We start from the raw sequence: 14169 nt of genomic DNA, 5'->3' as shown, positions 1-14169 counted from the left end.
TATTCGGGGTTTCATCGAAGCTCTCTTGACATTGTTACCCGTGATTCCTATACACTCGCCGTCTAATTGGTAAGCGCTTACCAAAAGTGGGAAAATCCGATTTTCCTCCCTCGGAAACCGCAAGAAGCCACTCAACGACGAACCCGACTGGAAGATCCGGGCGATTGCTGCCCCGACACAGTGCAGTGAAACTTCCGACAATCACGGGAACGAACAATGAGAATCGGCACCTCGCAAGCCGGTGAACGCGGCCGGACCCCGAAGATCCTGGGAATGGCCCTGCTGGCGACACTGACCTTCGCGGTACCGGCATACGCCGACCGCGACACGAGCACGGCGAGCGAAACCACCGACGACGTGTCCACCTCGGCCGCGACAACCGGCACCGCCTCGGCCCAGGCGACCTGCGGCAGCGGGTCCTACGACGCCGAGGTGTACACGAACGACGGCAGCTGGATCGCCCGCAACGGCTCCACGACGGTCTACAGCGGCGGCGACATGCGCGCGGCGACCCAGGCGGCCGTGAACAGCCTGACCGCGGGCAGGCAGAGCAAGGAACGAGTGGTGCTGTGGAACTCGGGCACCATGAGCGCGAGCAGCTCCATCGACCTGCCCAGCTACACCGTTCTGGACTCCTGCGGCACGATCGACGTGACCGGCGGTGTCTCCGCCAACAACGCCGTGGTCCGGGGCCGCGACGCCGACCACGTGGAGGTACAGCACCTCAGCGTCACCGGGGCGCCCTACTTCGGGGTCTTCTTCCGCAACGGCGACGACATCCACCTCGGCCAGATCGACCTGCGACTGTCCGGCGGACTCGGCATCCGCATCGACAACCACGGTGACCGCGGCGAACTCACCACCAACGTGCGGATCGACGACGTCTACGTCTCCGGCACCGACAACCACGGCGTGGAGACCTACGGTGTGGACGGACTGACGGTGGGCACCGTGGTGGCTCGCGACGTCGCCTATTCGGGGTTGCTGCTCAACGACACCACCAACGCCACCGTTGGAACGGTCGATGCCCAGAACGCGGGCACCGGCACCGGATACGCCGCTTTCCGGATGGCCAACCGGAACGGACGCGTCAACGGCAGCTACCCGACCAACATCCACGTCGACGAGGTGATCGCCCGTGGCGGTGGCCGAGGCGTGTTCTGCGTTTCCGAGAGCGGCGGAGCCGTGATCGACAACATCGACATCGCCAACACCGGCAACAACGCGATCCTCGTCGAGAACTGCTACAACGTCGAAATCGCGGCGGAAAGCGGTCAGGTCACCGGGCCTGGCACGATCCGGCTGGCCGCGCGATCGGAATTCCCGGTGACCAGAAACGTGACCCTGCACAATCTCACCGTCACCGATTCGGCCATCGTCGAGAACCCGTGCGGTGACAACATAACCATCACCAACAACACGCTGGAGAACTCCTACCGCGACGTGTGCTGAGCCGCGCGGCACGTAACGACGTCCGGTCGAAAACGATCACCCGTGGGGTTGCCGAACGGTAGCCCCACGGATTCGAGTCCCGCCCCTCGACACTGCCACCCGCGACAAAACCGCGGCTTCCCCCATCAGTCGGTGAACCTGTCGAGCACCTTCACGATCTCGTCGATGGCGACCCGGTTACGTGCCGCCCGCAGCATCAGATCTTCGGCGGTGTCCTCGTCCAGTTCAGCGTGCAGGGGATGCCCGTTGATGTCGAGAAAGACCATGGCCGCCGCCCACGCTGTGCGCTTGTTGCCGTCCACGAGCGCGTGATTACTCGCCAAGGAATGCAGCATCGCGGCAGCCTTGGTATAGACATCGCTGTAGGCATCCTCGCCGAACACCGACGCACGCGGACGACCCACCGCGCTTTCCAACAGGCCGTAATCCCGCACGCCCGGAGCCGTGCCGAGCGTAATACGGGCGATCTCGACAACATCGGACACGTCGAGATACTCGATATCGCTCACTTCTCGGCCAGGCGCTCGTTGAGTCCCGCCGAAATACCGGCCACACGGGTGGCCGCGGCGGCGACCTTGCGACGACGCAGTTCGGCGACCACCGCATCGTGGGCCATCGAACGCAGGCTCTTGTCCTCACGCCCGGCCGCCTCACGCAACTGGATCATCTCTTCCTCGGTGAAATCCACATTCAAGGCAGGCATACCTCGTAGCATACCCGCCAGGCACCAAGGTTGGTACCAACCTTGCGGTGCACAAACAACCACAACCGAGAGTTCAAAAGTCCGGCTGTACCGACCGATACGTCCAAGCTCGCGGCGATGTCCGGCAGCGGAGCGGCGAGCACGAACTCCGAAGTTCCCATGGCGAAGACCGCCACGGCAAGCGGAGAAAGCGCGAGAGGCGTTCAAGGGGTCCGAAGGGAAGAGAACAACGCGAAAACGACATCTCCTAACCGCGGTCAGCGCCCCCACGATGCGCACAGCAGTACAACCGACGAAAGCGGTCGGGACGCGCAGAAGAACCTAGTGATCCAGGGAGCCGACTAGGTGGCCGAAAGGCCCACCCCAGCAGCTCTGGGCACATGTGGAGGCATGATTCGGTACACGCCGTGGCTTGCTGGGTGCACGATGCCCCCGTCGGGTATATCCTGGGCATGATCGATGAATGCGACGCTGGTCGCCCTGTACCTCGACGAGGGATCACAGCTGTCTCGACCGTGAAGTTCTCCGACCGCTCGAGCAACTGGAGAGGCGATGCCGAGGCCGATCTCGACCAGGCACGCGCTGCGTGACCTCGCTGGGGCCGCGGTTTTCGTGGGCTGTGTGGCGGTCGTCGCCGTAGTGGGTGCGCTGGCAGCGGGTTCGGCCGGGCAGGAGTACGCGGCGCTGCGCACACCTGCCTGGGCACCGCCGTCCTGGTTGTTCGGACCCGTCTGGACCGTCCTGTACGCGATGATCGCCCTGTCCGGCTGGCTCGTGTGGCGTCGCTCCGGTTCGGTGCGCATGGCACGTATCCCGCTCGGGGTCTATGCGCTGCAGCTCCTGCTGAACCTTTCCTGGACCCCGTTGTTCTTCGGAGCGGGACTCTACGGCACGGCATTCGCCGCCATCATCCTGCTGCTGATTGCCATTGTGCTTACGATCGTGCTGTTCGCCCGCATTCATCTGCCGGCTGCGATGCTGCTCCTCCCCTACGCGGGCTGGACGTTGTTCGCCACCGCGTTGAACGGATCGATATGGCTGCTCAACGCGTGAACCGTGCGGTTTTCCCACCCCGGCACGGCTTTTGCCGATTCGCTGGTTCCGGCATGCTGGAATCCGACCGTCGGGACCCGCTTCGGCGGCCAATAGGGGTGTCCGGCTCGCTGCGGTTCGAGAGTACGAGCACGGCGACGCGCGTCGTCGTGCGGTAACGAGGTGCGGTCACCACGAGTCCCGGCGCGCACTCGGCGGGGTGAGGTCGTGGTTCGACAGCGGGTTGTTCGACAGCGGAAGGGAATCGGCCGGGGTGGATTTGATCATCGAGAGTCGATCCTCGGAGTCGCGGTGGATCGAGCGAGTATGGCGCAGCCGTAGTTCTGCCGCGGCATCGAGGATGATGTCGATCGCGACCTCGCGGCCGGAGCTGGTGATTTGGCAGCAGCACGGCCAGGTGAATGTGGCTGTTCGTGGGCCCGAGTCGAGAGCGAGCCGAGCTCCGGTTCCCGCGGACACGACGTTCTTCGGAATTGTTTTCGCGCTCGGCACGTCGATGCCGCATCTTCCGACCAGCGGACTGGTCGACAGCTCGGTGGAGATTCCCGACGCGACGAGTGCTTCGTTCTGGCTCAAGGGCGGGTGGTGGTCGCTTCCCACCTACGACAGTGCCGAGGCGTTCGTGGAGCGGCTGGTAAGCCAGGGTGTTCTGGACGCTGATCCGCTCGTGGCGGACGTGCTTGCCGGGGTCTCGCCGAAGGTGTCCGAACGCACCCTCCAGCGGCGCTTCGTGACTGCGACCGGGCTGCCCCGTGGCGACGTTCGGCGGATCGATCGTGCCCGGCAGGCCGCGGTACTGCTCCAGGAGGGTGGCTCGGCTCACGACGTGATCGATCGGCTCGGATATTTCGATCAACCGCACTTGGCACGGTCGTTGCTGCGATATGTCGGGCGGAACGCGACGCGGTTGCGTCCCTCGGCGGAACCGGACGAGCCGCTGTCGCTGCTGTACAAGACGGGAACGTTGGCAAACGCATAGCCTCTCGAGCGCAACATGTGATTCAGGAACGAGGAATCGGAGAAGAGAGTATGCGTCGGATCGTTTCGAGTCTGTTCATCTCGCTCGACGGCGTCGTCGAATCGCCGGACCAATGGCAGCACGACTTCGACGAGGAGATGGGCGCGTCGCTGGCCGCTACGCTGGAGACCACGGACACAGTGCTATTGGGCAGGGTGACCTGGACCGAGTGGGCCGGGTACTGGCCATCCTACGACAAGGGCGGCGAGGACTCGGAATTCGCCCGGTGGATCAACGAATCACCCAAGTATGTAGCTTCGACCACCTTGGACAGCGTCGAGGAGTGGCCGAACAGTTTTCTGATCGAAACCGATCTGACGAGCGCTGTCGAGGAGCTCAAAGCCGGGACGGGGAAAGGGATCACCGTGGCAGGCAGCCCCGGTCTTGTCACGTCCCTGCTGTACCGGGATCTGCTCGACGAGCTGCGGCTGCTGATCCATCCGGTGATCGCCGGTAATGGTCGCGGGAAGTTGTTCGCCGACGACAGCCCGTTGAAGAATCTCGAGCTGGTGAATTCCGAATCGACCAGCAGCGGCACGATCATCGCTACCTATCGACCGAGATGATGGGCGTTCGAACGATCACCGTCGTATCGATTCTGCCGATCGTGGCGGCAGTGGCATGGATCCCATCAGCACGCTGCGGGGAGTTCGCTTTCTCGCCTGGCGGGGCTCGCGGTATTCGGACCTCGTCAGAACGAGCCGGTGCGCACGCTCCCGACACGTTCGTAACTCGTGACGAGGACCCCGTTGCTCGTCGGCGAGGACTTGGCCAGCCGCAGTCCGGTCGGGACAGTGCCGTCGGCGAACAGTCGTTTCCCGCTGCCGAGCAGCAGCGGGAAAGTCATCAACCGCAGCTTGTCGACCAGGTCGTGTTCCAACAACGTCTGGACGAGTCCGTGACTGCCGTGCACCTGCAGCTCGCCCCCGTCCCGGTGTTTCAGCTCCTCGACGGCGCCCACGAGATCGGAACCCAGCAGTGACGCCCCTTCCCAGTCGACGCGCCGCAGCGTCCGCGAGGCGACGTGCTTGGGGCGTGTGTTCAGTGCCCTGGCGACGTTGTCTTCCTCGTCGTGCACGTGGGGCCAGTAGGCGGCGAAGATCTCGTAGGTGCCGCGCCCGAGTAGGAAGTCCTCGGCCCCGGCGAACCACTCGTCGATCTGCCTGCCCAGCTCGTCGTCGAAGTAGGGGACCACCCACCCGCCGTGGTCGAAGTCCCCTTCCCGGTCCTCTTCGGGGCCACCGGGAGCCTGCATCACACCGTCGAGACTCACGAATGTCGTTACCACCAGTTCGCGCATGAGCAGTCCTGGCTCCCACGGTCGGGTGAACCAACCGGCCGGGCCGCGACGTGGCCCGGTTCGGTCGGTCGATGGCTTTCCCTGGACACCCCGATTCTGCCTCCCACCGGCGTTCTCCCGCACACCGAGGAGCTCGCTGCCGATCTCGAAAACGAGCACACTCGACCGCAGCAGTCGCGAGCCCGAGGAGCCGTTCGATGAGTACCGGATTCGAAGACGCGTCCCCAGTAGCGGTGCGGCGTCCCAGTTCGCAAGTGGTCGAACTGACGGTCGGCGACGCCACGAAACGCAACGCGCTCAACCGGGCGGGTTGGGACCTCCTACGGCGCACCGTCGAGCGGATCGGCACCGAGGAAACCACGCGCGTGGTGGTGCTTCGCGGCCGCCACGGCACCTTCTGCGCCGGATCGGACATGACCGAATGGGTCGATGCCGACCTGGACTCCGTGGAGGATTCCTTCGCCCGGATGGAAGCGGCCTTCCACGCCGTCGAGCGGTGCCCCGTACCGGTGGTCGCCGAGATCAGCGGCGTCGCGGCCGGAGCGGGATGTCAACTCGCTCTCGCCTGCGATCTGCGGTACATGAGCACCTCCGCCCGCATCGGGATGCCCATCATCCGACTCGGTATCAACACCAGCCCGGCGTTCGCGGCGCGGATGGTCTCGCTCGTGGGCCCGGCGCGAGCGCGGCGGCTGCTGTACACGGGAGAACTGCTCGACGGCGTGGCCGCCGTGGCCGAGGGGCTGGTCGAATGTGCCGTTCCTGAAACGGAGTTGACCGAACGCACCGAGGAACTGCTCACCGCGATCGTCGAGAAACCGCCGGCCGCCATCCGCGCGGCGAAGGCAGCCGTCGCCACGGCACTGGACCACCCACCATCCAACGGCAGCCCGGCCGTGGACCCCGAGACGTTTCCGACGAACATCAGGGGATTCCTCGGAGCCTGATCCCGCTCACCCCGAAGCGACTCCTCCGTAGGTGAGTGGAGCATGCGCGCCCGGTTCGGCGACTCGTCAACGGCGAGTTCGCGTCATCCGGTCGGGAGCCGTTGGCGAATGCGAGCCCGCGTGCTGTCGCGAACCTCGTCCTCGGTGACGCCGGGAGCGATGGCGACCAGTTCCAGGCCGTCCGGGATCACGTCGAGCACCGCCAGATCGGTGATGATCCGGTTGACCACCCCCGAGCCGGTCAACGGCAGCGTGCACTCCTCGACGATCTTGGGGGTTCCGTCCTTGGCCACGTGATCGGTGAGCACGACGATCCGCCGGGCACCGACGACGAGATCCATGGCACCACCCATGCCCTTGACCATGGCGCCCGGGATCGTCCAGTTCGCCAGATCACCGTTCTCGCCGACCTGCAGGGCTCCCAGGACGGCGATGTCGATGTGGCCACCGCGCATCATCCCGAACGAGGACGCCGAGTCGAAGTAGCTCGCTCCGGAGGTGACCGTCACGGTCTGCTTTCCCGCGTTGATGAGATCGGCGTCCTCCGCTCCCTCCTCCGGGAACGGGCCGAGGCCGAGAATGCCGTTCTCGCTCTGCAGCGTCACGCGCACGTCCTCGGGGATGTGGTTGGCGACCAGCGTCGGGATACCGATCCCGAGGTTGACGTAGTCGCCGTCGCCGATCTCGGCGGCGGCGATCTCCGCCATGCGCTCACGGCTCCAGGCCATGGCTACCTCCTGCTCGAAGTTTTCCGGTCGGATTGTCGGGATGCTCGCTCTGCGGCCCTCCCCTGCCGGCTCCCGCTCCGGGCGGCCCGACATCGGGGAGGTGGTTCGAAGGGGCGTGTTCAGCCCCGCGAACGCTCCGCGGGCCCGGTCAGCGCGTCGGAGTCCGCACGGTGCGCTTTTCGATGTCCTTGAGGCGCGGTTCGGCGTGAACCAGGCGGTCGACGTAAATCCCGGGGGTTACCACCCGCTCCGGATCCAGGTACCGCTGGTCGAGGTTCTCCGTCTCGACCACGGTGGCTCTTCCGCAGGTCGCCACGACCGGGTTGAAATTTCGCGCGCTGGCCCGATAGGTGAGATTGCCAGCGGGATCGACGGTGTGGGCGTGCACCAGTGCCAGGTCGGCGACGATCCCCCGCTCCCGGACGTAGGTCCGCCCGTCGAACTCGGCCGAGGGCTTTCCCTCCGCCACCGGGGTTCCCACCCCAGCTCGGGTGTAGAACGCCGCGATCCCGGCCCCACCCGCTCGCATCCGCTCGGCCAGCGTCCCCTGTGGTGCGAACTCCACGGCCAGCGTCCCGTCCAGGTACTGCCGGGCGAACAGCTTGTTCTCGCCCACGTAGGAGGCGATCACCCTGTCCACCTGGCGGTCCTCCAGCAGCAGCCCGAGGCCCTTGCCGTCGATCCCCATGTTGTTGGACACAACCGTCAGACCGGTGACCCCGCTGTCACGGACGGCCTCGATCAGGTCGTTCGGGATGCCGCACAGTCCGAAGCCACCGACCGCGATCGTCATCCCGTCCGTGAGCAACCCGGCCAGTGCCTCTCGAGCATCGGTACACAACTCGGACAACTCGTCACCTCGTGTCTCGGGTCCACTGAACGAACAGGCGGCAGTAAACGGGTCACTGGGTCTCTGCCGCAAGAATTCAGGACGAACGAGCCCCGAACCGCTCGCCGATCGACCACCGCACCGACAGTGCGTCCACTCCACGAACGCTAGGATGACGGTCGTGAACGACGGCCCGAACGCCCACCTGGTCCCCCGGATCGGCTCCGTGCTGCGCGCGCTCTCCGCCACCAACGAGGCAGGCGCGGCCACCAGCGACCTCGCCAGGGCAACCGAGCTGCCACGACCGACGGTGCACCGACTGCTCAGCTCGTTGACCGAAGAGGGCTTCGTCGATCGCGACCGTCGAACCGGACGGTGGTTCCTGGGTCCCGAGCTCTACCTGCTGGGCCAGACCGCGGGCACCCGCTACGACGTGACGCACCACGCCCGCGCCCACGTGCATCGGCTGGCGGCCAGAACCGGTGAGAGCGCGTTCTTCTCGGCACTTCGGGGCGAGGAAACGGTGTGTCTTCTGCGGGAGAACGGCGACTTTCCGATCCGTTCGTTCGTGCTCCACGAGGGTGCCCGGTTCCCACTGGGAGTCGTCTCGGCGGGACTGGCCCTGCTCGCTTTCCTCGACGACACCGAGATCGACGCCTATCTCGGACGCACCGATCTGACCGACCGGTGGGGCAGGTCGCACTCCGCCGAGGCGATCCGGGAGCGCATCGCGCGCACGCGTCGCGACGGCTACGCCGTCAACCCGGGACTGGTTGTCGAGGGGAGCTGGGGAATGGCCGCGGCCGTGTTCGACCGGTCCGGCCGCCCCGCTTGGGCACTGACCCTGACCGGTGTCGAGACCCGGTTCCGCCCGGAGCGTCGCCCCGAACTCGGCGCCCTGCTGCTGCACGAGGCCCACAACCTCGGCCGCACGCTCGACGTCCCGGAGCACCGGGCAGCGCGTTGACCAGGAACCGCAGCTCACGACACCAGCGGACCTCATGCACACCGGTTTGTACACTGGCTTGTATCCCAACCGAGGAGAGCGATGCCGTCCGGCAGGACCCACGCCGTCTACCTGCGCCTGCGCGAGCTGATCGAGAAGATGGAACTACCTCCCGGGGCGCAGCTGAGCGAGACGAGCCTGGCGGAGCGCCTCGAAGCCTCCCGCACACCGAGCCGGCACCGCCCTTCCACCGGCTGACCGAACGGTTCGACCTGGCCGGCACCACCGCCTGCCACAACGCGCAGCTCGCACGGACGATCGCCCACCAGCGTGGCCGGTCCGCACGGCTGCTCGAAGTCGCGCACTCGGCGATCCAGCGACTGCCCGGCTCCGCGCGGGAACACCGGCGGATGTGTCGTGCGGTGCTCGCCGGTGATGCCGAGGAGGCCGCGACCACACTCACCGAGCACCTCTCCCGCACGCGGCAGGCGACCATCGAGCGGCTCACCACCGGGATCGACGCGGGCACCTTCGCTGTCGAGATCGGGCCGGCCACGTGAGCACGACGAGAGCGAAGGGCGTCTCGCTTTCGGAGGGCGTCTCCCCGCGACTGGTGTTGCTGCTGGTGTGCGTCGTCTGCACCCAGACCACCCTCAACCTGGCGCGACCGCTGATCTCGTACCGCACCATCTCCCTCGGTGGCGGCGAGGTCGCGGTCGGACTCATCACGGCTGCCTACGCGATGCTGTCGCTCGTGGTGGCGTTACCGCTGGGCCGCTACACCGACCGCAACGGCGGAACCGTGCCGGTGCTGCTCACCGGAACCTGTCTGCTCGTCGCGGCGCCGCTGTGGTTGGCGAGTTCTACCTCGCTGCCGGGGGTGACCATCGGGTCGGCCGTGCTCGGCCTGGGGCACATCGTGTTCATGATGGGTGGTCAGCGCTTCATCACCACGGTCTCCACCGACGACGCGCTGGACCGCGACTTCGGCCTGTTCACCGCCGCCGTGTCCGTCGGGCAGATGCTCGGCCCGCTCGGCTCGGGGCTGCTGCTGGGAAATGCCTCCGGGAAGGCGTTGACCGGGGCGACGAGCGAGGCCTTCCTCGTCGGGGCGGTCACGGCCGCCGTCGGTCTGCTGCCCGCACTGCTGCTGCGCCGCGGCACTTCCGGCACGTCCCGCCCTCCTGAGACAGGCGACCGGCGGGGAACGCTCAGCCTGCTGCGCAGGCCGGGGATGGCCACCGGGTTGCTCACCAGCCTCGCGCTGCTCGGCGCGGTCGACCTGCTCACCGCCTACCTACCGCTGATAGCCGAGAACCGCGGCATCGCTCCCGCTCTGGCCGGTGTACTCCTGGCGGTGCGGTCGGCGGCCTCGATCCTCTCGCGACTGGGGTTGGGGTATCTGGCGGCGCGGTGGCAGCGACGCACCCTGATCGTCACCAGCTGCCTCGGTGCCGGGACATGCCTGGCACTGGTCATCGCACCCGGGCTGGGAGTGGCGGCGATGGCCGCCGCACTCGGAATCGGCGGATTCCTGCTCGGAATCGGCCAACCGCTGACCATGACCGCGGTGGTGCGAACGGCGGGTGCGGCCAACCGCGGTTCCGGGCTCGCGCTGCGGCTGTGGACCAACCGCGCCGGTCAGGTGGTGCTGCCCGCCTGCGCGAGCGCGGTGTCCGGTTCGCTGGGCGCGGCGAGCGCCCTGCTGTTCGCCGCGGTGGTGCTGCTGGCCACCGGCGGGCTGGCCCGGTTCGGCCCGGGCGAGGACGCGCACGCGGAGTGAGCGGCGTGCGGTGACTTCGGCGGGACGCCGGTAAGCCACCGCGATCCTCTCACGCGCTTCGAGTTTCGCAACGAGCCGTTGGTGATTACATCTTACGGGTATATTTCCTGGATCACCTTCGACTCACGTAGTTACGCTCGGAAACCGTGAGCGGGCAAAAATGCGGGCACAGCAAGAGAATGGTAGTCCTCGCGCTCGATTCGCTGGAGCGGTCCTTCCGGCTCGCTCGAGCAGGACACCCTTCCTGGAAGAAAACCGCACAGCAGGCTCGCAGTTTTTGCCCGGAAATTTGCTCCGAAATCGTACAGGCTCGCCGTAACGGCACTGCTCCGGACCCGGAAAGCCTCGACTGGGATGCCTACCTGTACAGACGCACGGGACTGACCAGGCAGGAACGCGACACTCTGAAGCAGCCAGCCGCGAAGAGCGATCCACCGAAGAAGAAATCAGGCACGCTTGGCCGTTCCGAGGAACACGGTCTCCGCCGGGCCGAACAGCGTCGATCACCACATTCCTTCTGCGTTGTGTGCGAGCTCCACCTTCCCGTCGAAGCCGTTCAAAAGGGCCTTCGGTGGCACAAGCAGTGCCGGCCGACCGAATGTCTTCGTTGTGGACGCATGGTCCCGAAAAACACTACCCACAAGTTTCGTTGCAAAAATGGCTGCGAAAGCAGCAGAAAAAGCCATTCCGGGTCGCCGGGAAAACATTCGAAAAAACGATCCCGCACGACACCGTGGCAACGGGCGAACCTCGAGCTTCAAGCCGCTCAACGCAAACAGGCGAAAAGGCAAGCCGAGCTCTCACCAGGACCAAAATCTCGCAAACCACCTCCAGCAAGATTTATCAGCGGTGGTGGACTACCGGAACACAACCGTCGCAAGCATTGAACCTGTTCTCACAGGGCCGCCTCATCGCTCCCTCGGCTTGTAAGCAGCACAACCCGCGAGACGGCGAAGAGCGCGCAGGCGCTGAGCACGATCGCCGGCCCGGAGGGCAGGTCGAACGTGTAGGAGGCACTCAACCCTCCGAGGGTGACGATCACGCCCACCACGACGGTGGCTGTCATCATGGTCGCGAGCGTGCGGGTGAACAGTCCCGCCGTCGCGGCCGGGATGGTCAGCAGCGCGATGAGCAGGACCACACCGACCAGTTGGATGAGCACGACCACGGCCAGGGCTATGGCCGCCAAGAGCACCAGTTCCAGCGAGAAGACCGGCAGGTTGCGGCTCAGCGCGAAGTCGCGGTCGGAGGAGTGGGCCAACAGCGGCCGGTAGTACAGCACGACGAAACCGAGGAGCACCAGCGCGACCGCGCCGAGCAGCGGCAGGTCGCCGCGTGGGATCGACAGCAGCGAGCCGAACAGGAAGCTGCGAGCGTTGGCGGTGTATCCCGGGGTGAGCTGGACGAAGACAACTCCCAGCGACATGCCGACGGCCCACAGCATCCCGATCAGCGTGTCGTTGCGTTGCCGGACGAAACGCCGCAGCACACCCATGATCACAGCGGCGAGAACTCCGAAGAGCATGGCCGTCACGGACGGGTCGAGCCCGAGCAGGAAGCCCAGCCCGACTCCACCGTAGGAGGCGTGCGCGATACCGCCGCCCACCAGGACCTCCCGGTTGACCACCACGAGGGAACCGACCACGCCGAGCACCACACTGGCCAGTACCGCCGCGATGACGGCGTTCTGCATGAACTCCAGGCGCAGCGCCTCGATCACATCGAACCTCCGATCGGACTCGCGTGTTCCGGGAGGTGGTCACCGGTGTTCGACGGTGGACCCCCGGCTCGCCGCGGCGAATCGTCCTGCTGCCCGTCGCCGGACCACGGCGTCAGACCGTGGTCGACGGTGACGCCGCACGTCGCCAGGGAGGCGGTGCCTTCGATGTCGTGGGAGGCCACGACGACTGTCACGCTGCCGATCAGCGAGGACAACAGCTTTTGGAGCCGCTCGGCCGACTCGGCGTCGATGCCCGCCTCGGGTTCGTCCAGCACGAGCAGGTCCGGCTCGGTGGCCAGTGCCCTGGCGAGCAGGACACGTCTGCGTTGTCCGGTCGACAGGGCCGCCACGGGGCGTGCGGCGAGCTCCGCGAGACCGACCCACCGCAGGAGCTCCGTTACCGCCGCGCGGTCGGCGGCACGCAGTCGTTGTGGCAACCAGGTCGAACGGATACGCCCCATCGCGGTGAGGTCGCGGACCGTCATGGGGAACTCGAGGTCGAGCCGCGCCGCCTGGGGCAGGTAGCCGATGCGTCCCCGAGCCCGGCGCGGCGACCGACCGTGGATCTCGACCGTCCCGGCGAACGGGCGCACCAGACCGACGAGCAGCCCGAGCAGGGTGGACTTTCCCCCGCCGTTGGGGCCGGTCACCGCGAGACACTCGCCCGATGCCAGTGTCAGGTTCGCCTCGGACAACACGGGGGTGGCACCGTATCCCGCACGGACCCCGGTCAGTGTCACGGCGTTCGGCGAACTCATCGGGAGCCGTCCCGCAACGCGTTCGCGAGTTCGGTCGCGACGTGGCGCATGTTCTTCTCCCAGTCACGTGCCAGCGGGTCCAGCGGTTTCACCGTTGCTCCCACCTGCTTGGCGATGGTGCGCGCGTCGTTCTTCGAGAACTGGGGCTGGACGAACACGGCTCGGATGTCACGGTTCTCGGCCCGCTCGACGATCTCGCGCAACCGCGCGGCGCTGGGCTCCTTGCCACCGGACTCGATGGGGAGCATCTTCAGGTCGTAATCGCCTGCGAAGTAGTTCCACGCCGGGTGGAACGACATGAAAGTACTGCCGGCGACGGGTTCGAGCTCGCGCGTGATGTCGGCGTCGACGGTGTCGACGCGCTCCTTGAACCGCCGCAGATTGTTCCGGTAGTCCGCCTCGTGAGCGGGGTCGACCTGGCTCAGTGCTGCCGCGATCGTCTCGGCCTGGGTCTTGACCCGCTGTGGGGAGAGCCAGATGTGCGGATCCGGCTTGCCGCCCGCCAGTTGCCCGCGGTCGACGTTCTTCCAGGTCCGCACCCATCGCATGTCGTCACCACCGGCCGCCTTGATCCGGTCGGTCATGGAGCGCTCGAAGGGCACGTCCACGCCGAAGTAGACATCCGCCTCGGACAGGGACCGCAGTTCGGACGGCTTGGGTTCGTACAGCGCGGGCGAGGCCGCGGGAGGCAGCAGCACGGTGGTGTCGACGTGCTCACCGCCGATGTGCTCCACGAAGTAGCGCTGCGGCGGGATGCTCACGAATGCCCGCAATGGCTCGACGGCGTCTTCACTGGAGCTCTGCTCACTTCCCCCGGTTCCGCAGGCACCGGCCAGCACACCGGACACCGCCAGCACGAGCGCCAGCGACTTCCGTGCGCCGCGCGGCTTTCGCCGTTGTTCGAACAAGTCTCGACTCACCTCGAATTCAGA

At 66.4% G+C, this 14169-nt stretch carries 18 protein-coding genes and 1 pseudogene; 10 read left to right on the top strand and 9 right to left on the bottom strand.

Annotation, left to right across the window (positions count from 1 at the left end; genetic code table 11):
• The first annotated feature begins 216 nt into the window (after positions 1-216).
• The gene (locus tag BM150_RS17535) at positions 217-1452 is read left to right on the top strand and encodes a hypothetical protein (RefSeq protein ID WP_092928382.1); all 1236 of its coding nucleotides are present in this window, start codon (positions 217-219) and stop codon (positions 1450-1452) included.
• Between the two features lie 125 nt (positions 1453-1577).
• Here the strand turns inward: BM150_RS17535 and BM150_RS17530 are convergent, their stop codons facing one another.
• Both BM150_RS17530 and BM150_RS17525 read right to left on the bottom strand, forming a co-directional pair.
• A complete protein-coding gene (locus BM150_RS17530; RefSeq protein WP_092928430.1) occupies positions 1578-1952 on the bottom strand; it encodes a type II toxin-antitoxin system death-on-curing family toxin in 375 nt (124 codons plus the stop codon).
• A 5-nt stretch (positions 1953-1957) separates the two neighbouring features.
• Positions 1958-2155: a hypothetical protein gene (locus BM150_RS17525; protein WP_092928381.1), complete on the bottom strand. Its 198-nt coding sequence runs from the start codon at positions 2153-2155 to the stop codon at positions 1958-1960.
• 552 nt (positions 2156-2707) lie between these two features.
• Here BM150_RS17525 and BM150_RS17515 point away from each other — a divergent pair.
• Complete coding sequence (locus BM150_RS17515; RefSeq protein WP_092928379.1) at positions 2708-3208, top strand: TspO/MBR family protein; 501 nt, start codon at positions 2708-2710, stop codon at positions 3206-3208.
• A gap of 168 nt (positions 3209-3376) precedes the next feature.
• Here the strand turns inward: BM150_RS17515 and BM150_RS24545 are convergent, their stop codons facing one another.
• Positions 3377-3667 carry a hypothetical protein gene (locus tag BM150_RS24545; RefSeq protein WP_217641722.1) on the bottom strand — a complete coding sequence of 97 codons (291 nt, stop codon included), beginning with the start codon at positions 3665-3667 and terminating at the stop codon, positions 3377-3379.
• Between the two features lie 37 nt (positions 3668-3704).
• On the opposite strand from BM150_RS24545, the gene BM150_RS17510 reads away from it, so the two are divergent.
• Positions 3705-4187: a helix-turn-helix domain-containing protein gene (locus BM150_RS17510; protein ID WP_217641721.1), complete on the top strand. Its 483-nt coding sequence runs from the start codon at positions 3705-3707 to the stop codon at positions 4185-4187.
• Positions 4188-4237: 50 nt separating this feature from the next.
• The gene (locus BM150_RS17505) at positions 4238-4792 is read left to right on the top strand and encodes a dihydrofolate reductase family protein (RefSeq protein WP_092928378.1); all 555 of its coding nucleotides are present in this window, start codon (positions 4238-4240) and stop codon (positions 4790-4792) included.
• A 125-nt stretch (positions 4793-4917) separates the two neighbouring features.
• On the opposite strand, the gene BM150_RS17500 is transcribed toward BM150_RS17505, so the two are convergent.
• The gene (locus tag BM150_RS17500) at positions 4918-5526 is read right to left on the bottom strand and encodes a dihydrofolate reductase family protein (protein ID WP_092928428.1); all 609 of its coding nucleotides are present in this window, start codon (positions 5524-5526) and stop codon (positions 4918-4920) included.
• Between the two features lie 197 nt (positions 5527-5723).
• Here BM150_RS17500 and BM150_RS17495 point away from each other — a divergent pair, with 197 nt between their 5' ends.
• Positions 5724-6473: an enoyl-CoA hydratase/isomerase family protein gene (locus BM150_RS17495; protein WP_092928377.1), complete on the top strand. Its 750-nt coding sequence runs from the start codon at positions 5724-5726 to the stop codon at positions 6471-6473.
• An 83-nt stretch (positions 6474-6556) separates the two neighbouring features.
• On the opposite strand, the gene BM150_RS17490 is transcribed toward BM150_RS17495, so the two are convergent.
• Together BM150_RS17490 and BM150_RS17485 are read right to left on the bottom strand one after the other, a co-directional pair.
• Positions 6557-7201 (bottom strand): 3-oxoacid CoA-transferase subunit B, encoded by a 645-nt coding sequence (locus BM150_RS17490; protein WP_092928376.1) that lies wholly within the window; start codon positions 7199-7201, stop codon positions 6557-6559.
• Between the two features lie 148 nt (positions 7202-7349).
• A complete protein-coding gene (locus BM150_RS17485; RefSeq protein WP_092928375.1) occupies positions 7350-8051 on the bottom strand; it encodes a CoA transferase subunit A in 702 nt (233 codons plus the stop codon).
• Between the two features lie 151 nt (positions 8052-8202).
• On the opposite strand from BM150_RS17485, the gene BM150_RS17480 reads away from it, so the two are divergent.
• The 5 genes and pseudogenes from BM150_RS17480 to BM150_RS17470 all read left to right on the top strand — a co-directional run bounded on the left by BM150_RS17480 (position 8203) and on the right by BM150_RS17470 (position 10759).
• Positions 8203-8997 (top strand): IclR family transcriptional regulator, encoded by a 795-nt coding sequence (locus BM150_RS17480; RefSeq protein ID WP_092928374.1) that lies wholly within the window; start codon positions 8203-8205, stop codon positions 8995-8997.
• Positions 8998-9078: 81 nt separating this feature from the next.
• On the top strand, positions 9079-9234 hold the full coding sequence (locus BM150_RS23835; protein WP_139219579.1) for a GntR family transcriptional regulator: 156 nt from the start codon (positions 9079-9081) through the stop codon (positions 9232-9234).
• Positions 9231-9392, top strand: a pseudogene (locus BM150_RS25295) (GntR family transcriptional regulator); the annotation flags it as partial. The gene BM150_RS23835 and the pseudogene BM150_RS25295, both read left to right, overlap by 4 nt.
• 6 nt (positions 9393-9398) lie before the next feature.
• A complete protein-coding gene (locus BM150_RS24790) occupies positions 9399-9536 on the top strand; it encodes a hypothetical protein (RefSeq protein WP_245755568.1) in 138 nt (45 codons plus the stop codon).
• Positions 9533-10759, top strand: a complete 1227-nt coding sequence (locus tag BM150_RS17470; protein WP_217641719.1) for an MFS transporter — start codon at positions 9533-9535, stop codon at positions 10757-10759. The genes BM150_RS24790 and BM150_RS17470 overlap by 4 nt, the downstream gene beginning before the upstream one ends.
• Before the next feature lie 895 nt (positions 10760-11654).
• Here the strand turns inward: BM150_RS17470 and BM150_RS17465 are convergent.
• From BM150_RS17465 to BM150_RS17455, 3 genes are read right to left on the bottom strand one after another with little or no spacing between them, the layout of a single operon-like run.
• Entirely contained in the window at positions 11655-12479 is an 825-nt protein-coding gene (locus BM150_RS17465) for a metal ABC transporter permease (protein ID WP_092928372.1), read from the bottom strand.
• Positions 12476-13237 carry a metal ABC transporter ATP-binding protein gene (locus tag BM150_RS17460; RefSeq protein WP_092928371.1) on the bottom strand — a complete coding sequence of 254 codons (762 nt, stop codon included), beginning with the start codon at positions 13235-13237 and terminating at the stop codon, positions 12476-12478. The genes BM150_RS17465 and BM150_RS17460 overlap by 4 nt, the downstream gene beginning before the upstream one ends.
• Positions 13234-14157: a metal ABC transporter solute-binding protein, Zn/Mn family gene (locus BM150_RS17455; RefSeq protein ID WP_217641718.1), complete on the bottom strand. Its 924-nt coding sequence runs from the start codon at positions 14155-14157 to the stop codon at positions 13234-13236. The genes BM150_RS17460 and BM150_RS17455 overlap by 4 nt, the downstream gene beginning before the upstream one ends.
• Between the last annotated feature and the right edge of the window lie 12 nt (positions 14158-14169).

Source organism: Actinopolyspora alba (assembly GCF_900112765.1).
Lineage (GTDB): Bacteria > Actinomycetota > Actinomycetes > Mycobacteriales > Pseudonocardiaceae > Actinopolyspora > Actinopolyspora alba.
This window is presented reverse-complemented; position numbering and strand designations above follow the sequence as displayed.

Excerpts from the sequence above, each read along its gene's own strand:
- BM150_RS17535 (WP_092928382.1), top strand. The coding sequence starts at position 217 with ATGAGAATCGGCACCTCGCAAGCCGGTGAACGCGGCCGGACCCCGAAG.
- BM150_RS17525 (WP_092928381.1), bottom strand. The coding sequence starts at position 2,155 with ATGCCTGCCTTGAATGTGGATTTCACCGAGGAAGAGATGATCCAGTTG.
- BM150_RS17515 (WP_092928379.1), top strand. The coding sequence starts at position 2,708 with ATGCCGAGGCCGATCTCGACCAGGCACGCGCTGCGTGACCTCGCTGGG.
- BM150_RS17510 (WP_217641721.1), top strand. The coding sequence starts at position 3,705 with ATGCCGCATCTTCCGACCAGCGGACTGGTCGACAGCTCGGTGGAGATT.
- BM150_RS17505 (WP_092928378.1), top strand. The coding sequence starts at position 4,238 with ATGCGTCGGATCGTTTCGAGTCTGTTCATCTCGCTCGACGGCGTCGTC.
- BM150_RS17500 (WP_092928428.1), bottom strand. The coding sequence starts at position 5,526 with ATGCGCGAACTGGTGGTAACGACATTCGTGAGTCTCGACGGTGTGATG.
- BM150_RS17495 (WP_092928377.1), top strand. The coding sequence starts at position 5,724 with ATGAGTACCGGATTCGAAGACGCGTCCCCAGTAGCGGTGCGGCGTCCC.
- BM150_RS17490 (WP_092928376.1), bottom strand. The coding sequence starts at position 7,201 with ATGGCCTGGAGCCGTGAGCGCATGGCGGAGATCGCCGCCGCCGAGATC.
- BM150_RS17480 (WP_092928374.1), top strand. The coding sequence starts at position 8,203 with ATGACGGTCGTGAACGACGGCCCGAACGCCCACCTGGTCCCCCGGATC.
- BM150_RS23835 (WP_139219579.1), top strand. The coding sequence starts at position 9,079 with ATGCCGTCCGGCAGGACCCACGCCGTCTACCTGCGCCTGCGCGAGCTG.
- BM150_RS17460 (WP_092928371.1), bottom strand. The coding sequence starts at position 13,237 with ATGAGTTCGCCGAACGCCGTGACACTGACCGGGGTCCGTGCGGGATAC.